The following is a 17,189-nucleotide window of genomic DNA, read 5'->3' on the forward strand; positions in this document are numbered from 1 at the left end:
CTGGCCTTGGCCCAAGGCCCGAATGGGAACCAGGACTCAAAAATCTATAAATGGGATAGCACCAACAGTGAATTCAATGAGTTCCAAACCATTGCAACCAACAATGGCAAGGATTGGGAACACTTTGAGATCAATGGCGTAAGCTACTTGGCTGTCGCCAACAACTACAATGGCAGCACAGGAAATCTTGATTCCAAACTCTACCGGTATGATAGCGACACGGATCAGTTTATTGCCGCGACCAACCTGGATGTAAATCTTTATACTGAAGAAGAGACAGATCTGATCATTCCAGAGGCGGATCTGCTGCTCAACGACACCGATCCCGAGGGTGACACCCTAAGCTTCAACAGCTTTGGCACCCCGGCCAACGGCACCATCAACGACAATACCGATGGTACTTGGACCTACACCCCCAACACCGATTTTGCAGGTACTGATACCGTTACCTACACCATCAAGGACAGCAGCGGAAGCGTTAGTAACAGTGCCACCATTTCCATCGAGGTGGCCAATTTCAACGACGCCCCCACCGCCACCGCCCAGGCCCTGGACCATGGCAGCGTCATGCAGTTTGATGGGGTGGATGATTACGGCACCATCAGTGGCATTAATCTAGCCAGTAGCTCCTTTACCGTAGAGTTCTGGGCCAACTTTGCCAGTACCGATCAACAGCATATTGTGTTTGCCGGACAGGTGGCCGACTGGCACGAGATCATGACCATCGGTCTGAACGGCAGTGGTCAGTTTGCCTTCAACTATGTCAACGATGGCACCGCTACGACACTGGTGCCCACGGTTGGAGAGTGGGGTCACTACTCGGTGGTCTATGATGCCAGCGACAAAACCACCAACCTCTACCACAATGGCGAGTTGATCCTCACCGACACCAAAATGAACCACTATATCGGCACGGGGGATATCACCATCGGCCAGAGTGGTGTGGATGGCAGCAAGCCATTTGGTGGCCAGTTGGAGGATCTGCGCATCTGGGGTGATGTACGTAGTGCCGAAGAGATTGCCGCCAACTATCAGGAGAGCACCCTAAGCGATAGCACCGGCCTGTTAGGCCGTTATGAGTTTGATGATGTCACCAGCACCACCGTTGCGGATAGCTCTGGCAACAGCCACGCCTTAAATCTAGGCAGTGGGGTGTCTGCTCCCCTGCCAGTACATGTGGCGGGTAATGGGTTGAGTTTTGATGTCAACGCCGCCGTGCACAGCACCCTGCCCACCACCCAGACCGACAACTTCACCATGGAGAGCTGGGTCAAGTGGGATGGCACCGATACCGGCCAGGGCATGATTATTCTGCAGGCGGGTACCATCTTGAGCGATGGCATCCACCTGATGGTCTATCGGGATGCCGCCGATACCTACAAAATTCAGGTAGCGGAACCCAGCCTGGCCAACATTCTGGCCACCGACTATCAGATTCAGGCCCACACCTGGTACCACATGGCGGTTGTGCGAGAGTCCGGCATCACCAAGCTCTACGTCAACGGCAGTGAAGTGACTGCCATCAGTGGCGACCAGAGCCACAGCTTTGATGCCCCGACCGGTCAGTTCCATATCGGTAACAGCGATCTGGATACCCAAGGTTTTGCCGGTGAGATCGCCGATGTACGCTACTGGGATGATGCCCGCTCCGAGGCTGAGATTCAGGACACTATGAGCACCCCCTTAAATGGGGATGAGAGCAACCTTATCGGCTACTGGCCCTTGGATGAAGGCACAGGCAGCAGCGCCATTGACCATAGCAGCAGCGCCAATGATGGCACCCTCTCGGGCACCAGCTGGGTCAACAACGCCCCTACCCTCACCAGCAGCAGCCTGACGGTGGATGAGGATGGCACCCTTAGCGGCAGCCTGACCCTCACCGATGTGGATGGCGACAGCGCCACCGCTGCGGTGACCACCGATGTCAGCAACGGCACCCTGCTGTTTAACACCACCACCAACGGCTTTGTCTATACCCCCAATGCCAACTACCACGGCAGTGACAGCTTTGTGGTCACCGTCACCGATGAACATGGGGCCAGCAGCGACCAGACCATTAACCTCACCGTAACCAGTATTGAAGACATACCAGTGGCGGCGGATGATGCCACCACCTTTGGCAGTACCAGCATCAACCCCACCACCGTAGGGGGCTATGACAGTGAGACCTTCCGTATCGGCAGTGAGCTGTTCCTGGCGGTTGCCACCTTTAAAAATGGCAGCAACCTCTCCACCAACTCCACCGTCTATCAGTGGAATGGGGCGACCAACAGCTTTGATACCCTACAGAACTTTGCCACCCATGGTGCGGATGATATCAAACATGTGGAGATTGCCGGGGAGCACTACCTGCTAACCATTAGCTCCACCAATGGCAGCAGCAGCGTACAAGATGCCCAGCTCTACAAATGGAACAGTGGTACGGATCTGTTTGATACAACCCCTGTTCAGAGCATCACCACCTACTCTGGTAGAGGTGCGGAGTTCTATGAGATTGGTGGGGAGCAATATCTGGCCATCGCCAACAGTGATGCGGCCTATGATACGGAGATCTACAAGTGGAATGGCAGCCAGTTTGCCACCGAACAGACCCTGGATACCAACCGGGTTGTGGATCTGACCCACTTTGAGATGAATGGCACCCACTACCTGGGCACCTCCGGCTACCACTCCGGTGACTGGGCGGTGGACAGCGGCAGCCTGATCTATGAATGGGACGGCTCTGAGTTTGTCCTACTGGAGACCCTGCCCACCAACGGTTCTTACAATCTGAAGCACTTCCAGATCGGTTCAGATCACTATGTGGCTGTGGCCATCTTGACCAGTAATGGAAGCAGCTACAGTGTGCCCTCTGAGATCTACAAGTGGGATGGCAGCAGCTTTGGCACCACCCCGGTTCAGAACATCACCACCGATGGTGCCCGTGATCTGGAGATCTTCACCATTGGCTCCGACACCTATATGATTACGGCGGAGTCCTACAGCGATACCACCGGCTACAACGACAACAGCTCCAAGATCTACGTGTGGAACAGCACGACTAACACGTTTGATCTGCATCAGATCCTGGATGTAGACATCAGCGTTGCCCATGACTGGTCCGTCTTTGATCTGGGTGGGGTCACCCACCTCTTTGGAACCCAAGCCGCCTATGGTTATGTGGCCAGTGCCTCCCCCATCTACCGCTTTGATGCCGATAGTGGCGAGTTTGTGCCGGCCACCAACATCACCTTGGATCTCAGCACCCAGGAGGATCACAGCCTCATCATCACCACCGCGGACCTGCTGGGCAATGACAGCGATGGCGATGGGGACAGCATCACCCTGGAGACCATGGGCGACCCCGCCAATGGCACCCTGTTTGATAACACCAACGGCACCTACACCTATACCCCGGATGCCAACTACAGCGGCACCGACACGGTGACCTATACGGTCAATGATGGTCAGGGCAACATCAGTTCAGCCGGCACCATCTCCATCGATGTGGTCAGCGTGGCGGATGCCCCTACCATAACCGCGACCAGCACCGTTACCACGCTAGAAGATACGGATTACACCCTTACCCAGGCGGATCTAAACTTCAGTGATGTGGATGGGGATAGCCTCTCTGCCATCGCCATTACCACCCTGAGCGGCAGTGCCACCCTGAAGCTCAGCGGCAGCGCGGTGAGTGTGGGCGATGAGATCACTTTGGCGGATATCACCGCAGGCAACCTAACCCTTACCCCTGATGCCGATGCCAATGGCAGCGCTATTGCCAGTGTCGGCTTTAAGGTCAGTGATGGCAGCCTGTGGAGTGAGGCAGGCACCCTGCAACTGGATGTCACTGCTGTGGATGATGGTGTGACTCTGGCCAGCAATACCCATCAGGGGGCCATGCAGTTTGATGGGGCCGATGACTATATCACCGTTGAAAATATTGACCTGAATGGCCAATCCTTCAGTTGGGAGATGTGGGTCAACCGTTCCCATACCTCTGGGACAGCAACGCTGTTCAGTCAAGGCTCAGATGTGACGAACAAAGGCCTGCATTTCAATATGTTTGATAATGCTGGCACCCATACCCTGCGTTTTGATTTGTTCAGTGACGGGTTGGATGTCCCCTACAGTCTCGAGATTGGTGAATGGGTCCACCTTGCCGGTACATTTAATACCACCGGCAATGTCATGAAGCTCTACGCCAATGGTCAGGAAATCGGCAGTACCACCACCAGTGGAGCCTACACCGGCAGCGGTACCCTCAATATAGGGCAATGGATAGATGGTGATAACCGCCAAGAGGAAATGATCGATGAACTGCGCTTCTGGAATGATGTGCGCACCGATCAGGAGATTGCTGACAGCTACAACCAGCAGACCCCCACCAATACCGACAATCTACTGCTGGATTATAGCTTTAATGAAACCACCATTAGCGACGGCAAGGTAGTGGATCAATCCGGCAACGGTCATGATGGAGTCTTAGGTTCTGCAACGGTGGGCGACGCCGCCGAGGCCACCACCCTGAACCATTTGGGCAACACCCTGGACTTTGATGGGGTGGATGACTATGTCCAGCTGGGCACCCTCACAAATCTAGGCGGTAGCAATGCCTTTACCGTTGAAGCGATCTTCAATGTGGATGATTTTGAGGGTTATGGCGCGCGTATTTTTGAGTTCGGCAATGGTTTAACAAGTGACAACTTCGTGCTGTTCTTTGAGGAGAACACCCAACAGTTACAGCTATCAACATTTAATGGTGCCACTGAAACCGTACTGCTTGGCACCACCAATGTTGCCCCGGATATGGAACACCACGTCAGCGTCATCTACACCGGTGATGGTAGTGCATCCGTCTATCTCGATGGCGTTCTCTACGCCCATGCCGACAGCGGCCACGACCTAAACCAGCTGAGCCGAGCCAACAACTACATTGGTTACAGCTCTTGGACCGCCTATGACGGCTACTACGATGGCACCGTTTCCGAGCTGCGTATTTGGGACCATGCCCGCAGCGAAGCGCAGATGGCCCAAAACCTCTTTGCCCCGGTGGAGAGTACCGCAACGGGCTTGAGCCACTATTGGCAGCTTGATCAGGGCTCCGGCACAACCGTGTCTGATCAGGTTGGGACTGCCGATGGCACCATTGTTGGGGCCACCTGGAGCAACAATGCCCCAACCGTGGAAGGTACAGACCTTACCACCGCCACCAACACCATGCTAACCAGCGCCCTGGCCATCAACGATCCCGATGGGGACACCCTAACCATCACCCTGGATACGGATGTTAGCCACGGTACCCTGAGCCTGGATACTGCAACCGGTAACTACAGCTACACCCCCACCACCGACTGGGTGGGGGCCGACAGCTTTACCGTCACCGTGGATGATGGCAACGGCAACAGTGATACCCAAACCATCACCATCACCACCCAAAAGGTGGGCAGTGATCCTACGGTCACCGCAGCCGCCCATGGTGGGGCGATGCAGTTTGATGGGGTGGATGATTATATTCTGACCAGTGACTCGGTCACCTTGGCCTCCTACACCATGGAGGCGTGGGTCAACACCACCTCAACCACAGAGTGGGCCGGTATCGTCAGCCACTACAATACCGGTGCATCGACCTTTGCCCAGCTCAATCTACGCAGCAGTGGTGAACTGCGGGCCAGTATGTATGAAGATACTTTGGCCAAAAACTATGACACCTCTGTGGTCATCAACGATGGCCAATGGCACCATGTAGCTTCTACGTACGATGCAGGCACCGACACCTTGACTCTCTACGTGGATGGTCAGGAAGCCACCGTTGTTAAAGTCACCGATGACACCCTTGCCTACAATTATAGCCAACCCATTGCCGTGGGTGTAGATCGCTCAGGTTCTGCCTATATAGAGGGCCAGATCGACAATGTCCGGGTCTGGAGTGATGCCCGCACCGCCCAGGAGATTACCGACAGCTACAACCAAGCCACCCCCACCAATGTGGATAATCTGCTGGTGGACTATAGCTTTGATAATATGGATGTCAGCAGCGGTGTGGTGATTGATCAATCGGGCCAAGGCAACGATGGTACCTTAGGTACGGCCACCGTGGGGGATAGTGCCGAGCCCACCAAAGCACACTTTATTGATCAGTTCCTGGCACTGGATGGTATAGATGATTTTGTAGACATTTCCCACTCTGGGACCTTAAGTGGAAATGTATCTGCTGAGGCCTGGGTTCGTACAGGAAGTGTCGCTAACTGGACCGGTGCTGTTTCAACTTCCAGCTTGGGCGCCAATGTATCAGAAGAGTGGTTTCAACTAGGCTTTGGGGAAACCGGTGTACTACGTGTTGAGATGGGCTTTTCTGGTGTTGCCTTGAAAAGCTATCAGGCTTCAACGGTTGTTACGGATAACGAATGGCACCACATTGCCTTTAGCTACAACAACACCACGAACATATTGAAATTGTTTGTAGATGGCCAAGAGGAAACCATTGCCAATATCTATGACAATGATACCTTGGACTTCAGCACCAATGCAGATTTTCTCATTGGTACAAGCCGAACAGCTTCTACACCTGAAAAGTATTTCGATGGGGATATTGCAGAAGTTCGTGTTTGGAACGAGGCTTTGACGGCAACTGATTTCCAAGCCAACATGTATAATAGCCTATCCGGCAACGAAACAGGATTGTATGGATATTGGCCACTCAATGAAGGCAGTGGCGCCACCGTTTCCGACCATACTGCGAATCAGATGACAGGCACATTAACAGGTAATGGCTGGCAAAATAACATTCCTACAATAGAGGGTAGCACCCTCAGCATCATGCCTGATGAGACAATCCATACTTCATTGATATTCACCGATGCCGACGGCGATGCCACCACCATCACTCTGGGAACCGATGTCACCCACGGCACCCTGGATCTGGACACAGCTACGGGCAACTTTAGCTACACCCCAGACAACGGCTGGCTGGGGAATGATAACTTCACCGTGACGGTAGAAGATGGCCACGGCAACAGCACCACCGAGACCATCACCATCAACACCTCCGATGGCGGCCATGCCCCTACGGTAACCGCGGCTGCCCATGGTGGGGCCATGCAGTTTGACGGGGTGGATGATCACATCATTGCCGATACAGAGAGCAACAACCTTCTGCTCCTAGGTGATATGACGGTGGAAAGCTGGATTAACATTTCCAACTTGCCTACGTCGGGCGATCAGCGCCTCATTGCCTATGGTGACTGGGATGAATCAGAAAGCCATAACCACGCTTATCTGCTCTACGTCAACACCAACGGCACGCTATATTGGCTGCATGAGTATGGGAACGGGGCCAACGAAAGTGTCTATTTTGACACCGGTTTCGTGGCCAATGAGTGGCACCATATTGCCGCTACGCGAGATACATCTGCCAAAACGGTTACCCTCTATGTTGATGGGCAGGAGCTCGCCAGCAAATCTTATACAAATGATGCCACTGGCGGAGATAGCGGTTATCTGATGCTAGGCACAGACATCTTGGGTGTCGACACTTACGACAATCACTTTGACGGCCAGATGGATGAGGTGCGCATCTGGGGGGATGTGCGCAGCGCCCAGGAGATCGCTGACAGCTACAACCAGCAGACCCCCACCCATGTGGATAATCTGCTGGTGGATTACAGCTTTGATAACGTCGATGTCAGTAGCGGCCAAGTGCAGGATAGTTCCGGCAACAGCAACCACGGCACCCTGGGCACAGCCACCGTAGGGGACAGCGCAGAACCCACAGCCCTGGCCCACCTGGGCAATGCCTTGAGCTTTGATGGAACCGATGACCGGGTCGATATCACCCATAGTGGCTCATTGAGCGGCAACATTACCGCCGAAGCGTGGATCAAGACCACCAGCACCTCTTTTGCAGGCATCTTGAACAATGAATTTTCTGGCGCACTCGGGGACTGGTTTGCCCTGAACATGACCCAAAATGGACTCGTCCGTGCCCAGGTTCGGGGGGATGACAACGGTAGCACAGTTCAAAAAACCTTTGATGGCACCACTGCCGTCAATGATGGCCAGTGGCACCATGTAGCCCTGAGCTATGATGACACGACTAAAACCCTGAAGATCTTTGTCGATGGGCAGGAAGATAGCATCTCAACCATCTACAATGATAATGACTTTGATTTCGGCCCCATCACCACCGATCTGCTCATCGGCACCAACCGTGACGCAACCTACTTCTTCGATGGTGAGATCGCCAATGTCCGGCTGTGGAATACAGCCCGGAGTGAAACGGAAATCCAGCAGGATATGACCACCACGCTCAGTGGTAGTGAGACGGGTCTATACGGTAGCTGGATGCTCAATGAAGGAACCGGCACCACAACCGTTGCCGATCAAAGCAGCAATAACCTTAGCGGTACCATCACCGGCGCCACCTGGGTCAACACCGCCCCCACCATTGAGGGGAATACACTGGAGGTAGAGATCGACCACAGTGTCAGTGGTTCTCTGGAGATGAGCGATGCCGATGGTGACACCCTAACGGTTACGGTCAGTGACGATGTGGACAACGGCACCCTGACCATGGATGCCGAAGGCCGTTTCCTCTACACCCCCAACGCGGGTTGGACCGGCACCGATACCTTTATCGCCTCGGTCAATGATGGCAATGGCAACACCACCACCGCCACCGTAAACCTCAACGTGGTCTGTAGTGATGACCCCTTGGTACTGGATCTGAATGGAGATGGCGTACAGCTCCTCAGTGCCGCCGACAGTGGGGTGCTGTTTGATATGGATATGGATGGTCAAAAGGAGTCTACCGGCTGGATGAGCGCGGGGGATGGCTTGCTGGTTTGGGACCGGGATGGCAACGGCCAGATTGATGACATCAGCGAACTGTTCTCCCCCTACATGTTTGCAGGGGCCACCTCCTCCTTGGCCGCCTTGGCGCAGCTGGATAGTAATGCCGATGGCCTGTTCAACCAGACGGATGAAGCGTTTAACAGCGTCGCGGTATGGGTGGATGAAAACCAGGATGGTCTATCCCAAGCTCAGGAGCTGTTGAGCCTGGATCAAGCCGGTGTGGCAAGCATTGATCTCACCGCTACCTTGAGTAACAGCCAGCAAAACGGCAACCGTATTCTAACCGAAGGGCAGTTTACCCGTAGTGATGGCACCCAAGCCGCCATGGTAGAGACCGCCTTTGAAGTGGTGGAACCTGCGACCATCATCCACCCGCTGGGCGATATTGTCAGCCCCCTGGCCAGCGGCGCTGCCTGGGATACCGCCCCAGATGGTGATGATCTACTGGCTTATAATGGCCTGCTGGAGAACCTACCCCAGCCCCTTGAAACACCCCATAATGTCGCCGTGTCGGTCCATGGTGACCTACCCAGTGAGGGCCTGACCGTACTCAGTGAACAGCTGGCCCAACACGCCATCGAGATACGCCAGGAACGGCAGGATGATTTGCCAGAACTGAGCTTTGAGGGACCCACCACCATGGAACACGGGCTCTTTACCGCGACCCTGTTTGATGGGGATGAACAGAGCGCCATGGTGATCTTTGCCCAAGGCACCCAACAGAGCAGCCCCAGCCAAACAGCGATACCTGGGTTGCAAGGGGAGATTCATGGCGAGGGGCTTAATGAACTGCTGCTGGATGGCACCGGTAGTGAGCTGATGTTGGCGCAGTTCCTAAGTTCACCCTTGCAGGCTACGCCACATGAAGATGAAAACAGTGATACCATGTTGATGTGGGAGGCCACCCAACAAGAGCAGGGCATTGAACACCATGCCCATGTGGACCTGACCACCCTTGCAGAATCCCATGATCTACCCACCTTGGTAGCACCTGTGGAAGATTGGGACCATGCCATGGTTCTGGAGCTTGAATCGGTCCTGGATACCAGCGCTTCGACCGACCACTATCTGGAACAGAAAAAAGATGAGGATGCCTCATCCACCGACAACGAATCGGATCAAACAGCGGAGAGTAACAGCTACCAGGCCTATGATACCAACAGCTTGCATGAGAGCTTGTTGGTCCATCAGGACCTTAGCCATCACACACTCTCCTAAGGGGACAAACAACCTATGGATCATGGTGTGCCCCAGGATGATACCGCCTTTCAACAGGCCAATGCCTACTATCGCGCTGGCGATTTAGGGGCCGCAGAGAAGGCTTACCTGACGATTCAACCAGAGAATCTCTATTATATGGAGGCTCAGGTTAACCTTGCCTTGCTGCATAAACAGCAAGGCAAGGTTACACTAGCGCTGCAACGCCTAAAAACCCTACAGGAACAGCCCCAGGCACCCATTGTAGTTTGGCTTAATCTGGGGCAGATCCAGCTACAAGAGCATCAACTTCTGGATGCCGAACACACCTTTGAACAGGCCATTGCACGAGAAAGCGCCCGTGCAGAGGGGTGGTATGGCTTAGGCTGTGTACACCGTACCCAACATAAGCTCAGCCAAGCCAAACATCATTTTGAACAGGCTTTAAAGCTCAAACCGGGCTGGTCAGATGCCGCTTTGGATCTGGCCAACATTGAGCGCCAGCTTGGTCAACCCAAACCGGCCCAACATCTGTTGGAAGGGGTTCTGGCTAAGGATGGCAGCAACTGGCGCGCCCACTATGCCTTGGCCCGTCTGCATGATGATCTACAACAGAGTGAGCTGTTCCGGTTGCATTTTCAAAGGGCCATGGAGCTGGCCCCGGACCCGGTAGCGTTACTGCATTTAATGGGGGTTACCCGGCTCTCATCTGGACGGGTAACAGACGCCCTACCCCTTTTAAAAGATGCGCTTAAAGCGGACCCTAAGCGACACCATGTGGCCCTATCTCTAGCCACCGCCCTGCTCAAGGCACAACGTTCGTCTGAGGCAAAGGCCCTGCTGGTTCAGCTGCAAAAAAGCCAGGACACCCCCCTGTTACAACAGCTGGCCCAGCTGCAACAACAGGCTGGGGATCTGGATGGTGCCCTGAGCACCTTAATGCGCATACCGCCGCCACTTAGCCCGGCACGCCATATCACCCTGGCGCACCTCTACTTGCTGCGGTTTGAGCCCGATCTGGCCCAACCCCATATAGATGCCATTGAGAAAACCCACCCCAACCAGTGGCATGGACTACAGGCAAAACGGGCCCAATGCCTGGGGGATATCCCTACCGCACTGTCCTATTTACAGGCCGCGCAGGATCTTCCCCCACACACCACGACAGATGCCGTCACACTGGCTTATACGGCACTGTTCAGTGACCAGCTCTCTCACCAGGAACTGTTTGCCCTGCAAAGCCAAGCCACCGTGCAACTGGCGGTGAACCATCCCATTTTAGAGATGCCTCATACGCTGGAAGAGCACGCCCTTAATGCCCCATTACGGATCGGTTATCTGCTACCCGACGCGTTGAGCAACCCGGATATTCATGAACAGCTACCGGTACTGTTAAACCACCATGACACCACACGGGTCCAATGTACCATTTACCACACCGGCTTACTGGTCGACGGCCTTATGCTCAAGGCCAAACCCCTAGCCCACCAGTGGCGGGACATGCACCACTGGGCAGAAGAGAGCATTGCGGAACATATTCGCAAAGATCAAATCCAAATTTTGGTTGATTTAAGTGGCTATGGACCGGATCACCACCTGGGTGTTTTTGCCTTTAAAGCAGCCCCCTTACAGATCAGCTACCTGGGGCTACCTTGCTACCATCCTCTACCAGGGATGAATGGTGTGGTGCTGGATCCGGTAATGCTGCCGGAACATCCGTCCAGCAGCACCTACACCAGCCATCATTTGGAACAGGGGCTCTATCTGTTCCAGCCCGAGGGCGCCCCCCCTTTGGATCTGCACCGTTTATGCAGTGTGCAGCAGGTGATCTTTGGTAGCCTTAGCACCCCCGACCGCTTAACCGACACCACCTTGCATGTATGGTCCCAACTGCTCAACAGCACTCCTCAAGCCCGTCTGGTCATCATTCATAACGCTTATCAGAGTGAGACAATCTGCCAAGCGGTGCGCCATCGTTTAAACCAACAGCAGATACCGCTGGACCGTGTCACCCTCATGCCTCCATCTACTCAGGAGGATGTCTGGACCAGCTATACCCACATGGATATTTTGCTGGATACCCTAACCTACCAGGAAGATCTGCCAACCTGCCGCGCGCTGTGGATGGGGGTACCAGTCCTTACCCTGAGTGGGCACGCCCCCAAACAGCGGGTAGGGGCATCTATTCTAACCAGCGCAGGGTTTAGTGAAGGCATTGCTCAAAGTGAAGCGCAGTATCTAACCATTGCCCGCCAATGGGCTGAGGATCGACCGGCCCTGCTGACACTTAAGCAGGATCTACGTCGTCGGCTACAACGTTCCGACCTTTGCCATGCCAAGAACCATACAGCCGCTCTGGAAGCCCTCTACACAGAGATGGTTACCCAAAAGCTGTTAAAAAACAGCCCACCGGCCCAAGAGACAACGCCAAAGCCCGAAAAGCCCACGGCAAACAGATGGCGATGGGTGGCTTTACTCTGTGTGATCGTGGGGGCAGGCGCACTATGGACGCTGATCTCACCAAGCGCTCAACAGCCTGCAGCGCCTGTCACGCACGCGCCATCACTCGCTGCACAAGCGGTCTCACCGGCCCCCATGGCACCAGTTAAAGGGGTTAAAACAACGTTGCCACCAAGCCCCCCTGAGCGTGTTGCCCCCGTGGCAGGTTCAAAAGCCGCCGTTACGCAAACACCAGAACCACCAGGGGCTATCGCCCGATCAAGCCAAGCTGAGGCACCCCCCTCAACAACTCCAGACCCTGCTCAAACCCGCATGAGCAAGGTAACGGCAGCTCAAGAGCCCAGTCCGAGCCAAGCTGTGGTTGAGAGGGAAAAAACCCTGGCGCCAGCTGAGGAACGCCCCTCAACAACCCCAGACCCCGCTCAAACCCGCATAAACAAGGTGACGGCAGCTCAAGAGCCCAGTCCGAGCCAAGCTGTGGTTGAGAGGGAGAAAGCCATCGCACCAAAAGCACTATTCACCCGTATGGATGCACAGACCGGCCAGCGCAAAGTGATCATCTTAGGCCAGGGGGTTGAGACACTTAACACCCAGGCTGAACAAGAGCATAAAACACAAGAAAATAAAGAAGTTGCATCACTAAACACGTCGGTCGGTTTAGAGAGCCCATCGCTTAAGGCTACGCGGGAGCATACCCCACACCAAACGGTTACCTTACATGCACCCCAGGCTGAGAGCCAAACCACCCAGCCTATTGAACCAGCGAAGGGGGCTGTACGGCCAATACTGACGAGCGCCCCTTCAGCAAGCCAAGGGCGACCATCCCCCCCCAAACGAGCAGCTCCAGCTCTGCCCAAAGCTGCGGAACAGAGTGCGGAGAACACTCTGCCACCACCACCGCCCATGCAAACCCCGCTGCCTGTCTCAACCCTCGACATGGCCCCCACCAAAAACGATCAAAAAGATCGTCAAGATACGCCGCTGTCAAAGGGGGATCAAGCGACCCAACAGGAACAACACCAGCGACACAATCCGCTGCCTTCACAGACCAATATTGAAAGAAACAAAGCCCTGACAGAGAGCAAGAGTCAGCTCCCCGCGGCTAAGAGGGCAGAGGCAGCCGTTGCAACACCTGATCAACACTCGAAGGCGCTACAGAACCCACCAGCAGGGATCGCCACCGGTGGCCAAACCGTGCCGCCCTCCCGTGTTACACCTGATCAACCGCCTCAGGCGCAACCAGGTACTGCACAGGTGAACCGCACTGATAATCCAACGGCACCGCACACCCCCGCACACTCTGAGCCTAAACAGAGCTCAACACCGGCCGCTTTATCTGAGCCTCAGCAAAGCTCAACACCGGCCACTTTTGATCTTGAGGGATTGCTAAAGCTGGGGTTTGAGGATCTGAAAAAACGTCGCCTTATGATCCCCGTTGGTGATAACGCCTATGAAAAATTCAAGCGTATTCTCGCCATGGATCCCATGGAAAAACGGGCGATTGAGGGTATGTTACGCATCGCTGACCGCTATCACTACCTGTGCACCCTCTACAAAGAGCAAGGGTTGCTTGGGCGTAGTGCGCTGGCCTGCGGCAAGGCACAACAGATCCGAAGCCAGTTTGGTGGTGCGACACCACTCCCCCCCAAAGAGCATGCGCTACATCTTCTGTTGGAGATTGCCCATGATCACCTGAGACGTGACCGTTTGATGTGGCCTAAAGAAGAGAGTGCCTATGGTTTTTTTTTAAAAGCTCTTCAGCGTGACCCAGGCAATCAGGTAGCCCTACTGGGATTACAGGGTATTGCTATTCGCTATATTGAACTGTGTGAACGGGATATGAAGGTCAAAAGCTATAACAAGGCCCGTGTTTATTGTGCCAAAGCCCAACAGATTTGGGATCAACACCAACAGGGCGATATCGCGTATCTCCACAAGATGCAACAACAGCTTAAACCCCATTTTCAACCCGCGTTAACACCCTAAGCACTCTCCCCCTTTTTTTTCCAAGACGCACCGCCGCTGGCCTTGTAGCATAACCAGCAGATGGGTCTGGTGTTGGCCACCAGTACCCTGTTATTTACACACAGCCACCGACCAGATAATGGTAAGAAGGGCCAAAGACGATGTGCGGCATCAGTGGTTTCATCAACCTGGATCGGGACCAGAGCCCACACGCGCTTGAGCAGACGATCTCAGCCATGTCTCAAACCCTGCACCACCGAGGGCCAGACAGTGCAGGCCTGTGGGTGGATGCCCAACAAGGTATTGCCCTGGGGCATCAACGGTTGGCCATCCAGGATCTCTCCCCTTCAGGGCACCAGCCCATGCACGACAACAGCCAACGCTACACGCTTGTATTCAATGGGGAAATTTATAATTTTAATGATCTAAAACAAGATCTTGATCCACATCCATGGCGTGGTCATAGCGACACAGAAGTGCTACTGGCCGCCCTCACCAAGTGGGGGATCGACCAAACCCTACAACGTACGGTGGGTATGTTTGCGTTGGCCCTATGGGATCGTCACACCCAAACCCTTATCTTAGCCCGTGATCGCATGGGAGAAAAACCGCTCTACTACGGCTGGCAAGGACGTACCCTTTTGTTTGGCTCTGAGCTAAAGCCGTTGCAAAAACACCCTCAGTGGCAAGGGGTGATGGACCGCCATGCCCTCACGCTCTACCTACGCCATAACGCCATTCCAGCCCCCCATAGTATTTACCAAGGTATTTTCAAACTACAGCCCGGCTGTTATTGCACCTTTTCCTTGCAAGGAAGCCAAACCCCCTGTGATGGGAAAATCCACACCTACTGGTCAATGCATCAACAGGTTCAGCACGCCTTGCAGAACCCTTTTCAAGGCGATGCCCATGAGGCAGAAAAACTGTTAGCAGATCAACTGCATAGCACCGTACGCCAGCAGATGATTGCCGATGTGCCCTTAGGGGCTTTTCTCTCCGGCGGGATCGACTCCTCATTAATAGCAGCGGTCATGCAAGCGGAGTCCAGCAAGCCCATACATACCTTCACCATTGGGTTTCAAGAGGCCGATCATGATGAATCCCCTTATGCCCAGGCCATTGCTCAACACTTAGGCACCCAACACACCACCCTTCAGGTCACCCATAGCGATGCGTTGGATATGGTATCCACCTTACCAACCACCTATGACGAACCTTTTTCCGACTCCTCCCAGCTCCCTACTCTACTGTTGGCCAAACTAACCCGCCAACATGTAACCGTCGCACTCTCTGGGGATGGGGGGGATGAGCTGTTTGGGGGATATGACCGATATGGGGAGTGCATGAAACTGTGGAAACTCATCAACCATGTTCCGGGTTCCATGCGGGGCATAGCCAGTAAAATGGGCAAAGCCATGCCACCGGGCATGTGGTCAGCCTTGTTGCGCCCAGCCAGCCCCTGGCTGCCTAAAAAAGCACAAGGCAACCCGGGGGATATTGTTCATAAAGTGCTGGATCTCTTCGCTTCCCCCAGCCAGGCCCAACTCTACCGGCATATGGTCTCCCACTGGGACCGCCCTGAAACACTGGTTTTAGGCAGTGAGGAGCCCCATTCAGCCATGTTGCATCACTGGCAAACCTTAACCGCAGCGGACGCCCCCATCCACAAGATGATGTATGTCGACAGCCTTGGCTATCTACCCGATGATATTCTGGTTAAAGTGGATCGCGCCGCCATGGCCGCCAGCCTTGAGACCCGCGTGCCCCTGTTAGACCATCGTATGGTAGAGCTGGCTTGGACACTACCCTTGGCTCTTAAACGTTCTGGAGAACAAGGAAAACAGCCCCTTCGTGGTCTGCTAACACGCTATATGCCAGAGCGGTTGTTTGAACGGCCAAAAATGGGTTTTGGTATTCCGTTGGAACAGTGGCTTCGTGGCCCCTTAAAAACCTGGGCGGCTGATCTACTGGCCCCTGAACGGTTACAACAGCAAGGCTTGCTTAACCCTGTGCCCATTCAACAAGCGTGGCAAGCCCACCAAAGCGGACAGCAGAACCTGCACTACCCCTTATGGGATATTCTTATGCTCCAAGCGTGGTTGGAACACCACCAACCACGCTTGGCTTGATGGCAAGGGATGGACTATTTTAGACAGCTGTATTTTTTTTTGGGGGGGGGCCGTTCTGGACACCAACGGCCATAGAAGTGGGATGATCTGTTAGGCCATGATCCGGCTTTTCGTTCACAAACCGCCATCATTCAGGTGCTAAAAAAGTCAGCCGTAAACATGCCCTGCCGCCCCAAAGAGGCGTGGTTGGTTTTTCCCTGTTTAAAGCCCAAAAAACCGCGCAAACAGGACAACACACCTCACGCCTGCCCCCTAAACAGAGCACCATCCAGCGGAGTAACATCGGGCCAGAGTACCGAAATAGATGGCCATGCCATGTGGCGCTCAACAGACAGACCACTGGCTTGCTTTACCCACCCGTTTGCCGAGCAGACTGCGTTTTTGATCCCGACAAGATGTCAAACCCTGCTGAGTCAGAAAGCGTGCAAACAGGTACCCCCTCCCCACGCCTGCCCCTAAACAGAGTAGCATCCAGCAGGATAACATCGGGCCAGAGTACCGAAATAGATGGCCGTGCCATGTGGGGCTCAACAGACAGACCGCTGGCTTATTTTACCCGCCCGTTTGCCGAGCAGACTGCGTTTTTGATCCCGACGGCCTGCCCCC

At 54.4% G+C, this 17,189-nt stretch carries 3 protein-coding genes (1 of these 3 cut by a window edge); all 3 read left to right on the forward strand.

The window, feature by feature from the left end:
- Positions 1–10,050 carry the final stretch of a putative Ig domain-containing protein gene (locus tag V5T57_RS01435; RefSeq protein WP_332889367.1) on the forward strand. The gene continues 48,006 nt to the left of window position 1, outside the view, so 10,050 of the gene's 58,056 nt are visible here — the last part of the coding sequence; its start codon lies off the left edge, out of view; its stop codon occupies positions 10,048–10,050.
- 15 nt (positions 10,051–10,065) lie between these two features.
- Positions 10,066–14,475: an O-linked N-acetylglucosamine transferase, SPINDLY family protein gene (locus V5T57_RS01440; protein ID WP_332889368.1), complete on the forward strand. Its 4,410-nt coding sequence runs from the start codon at positions 10,066–10,068 to the stop codon at positions 14,473–14,475.
- Positions 14,476–14,615: 140 nt separating this feature from the next.
- Positions 14,616–16,583, forward strand: a complete 1,968-nt coding sequence (gene asnB, locus V5T57_RS01445) for an asparagine synthase (glutamine-hydrolyzing) (protein ID WP_332889369.1) — start codon at positions 14,616–14,618, stop codon at positions 16,581–16,583.
- The last annotated feature ends 606 nt before the right edge of the window (positions 16,584–17,189 follow it).

Origin of the sequence: Magnetococcus sp. PR-3 (assembly GCF_036689865.1) — a bacterium.
Classification (GTDB): Bacteria; Pseudomonadota; Magnetococcia; order Magnetococcales; family Magnetococcaceae; genus Magnetococcus.

What these genes read in the sequence shown, in the direction of transcription:
- V5T57_RS01440 (WP_332889368.1), top strand. Translation starts at nt 10,066, where the DNA reads ATGGATCATGGTGTGCCCCAGGATGATACCGCCTTTCAACAGGCCAAT.
- asnB (WP_332889369.1), top strand. Translation starts at nt 14,616, where the DNA reads ATGTGCGGCATCAGTGGTTTCATCAACCTGGATCGGGACCAGAGCCCA.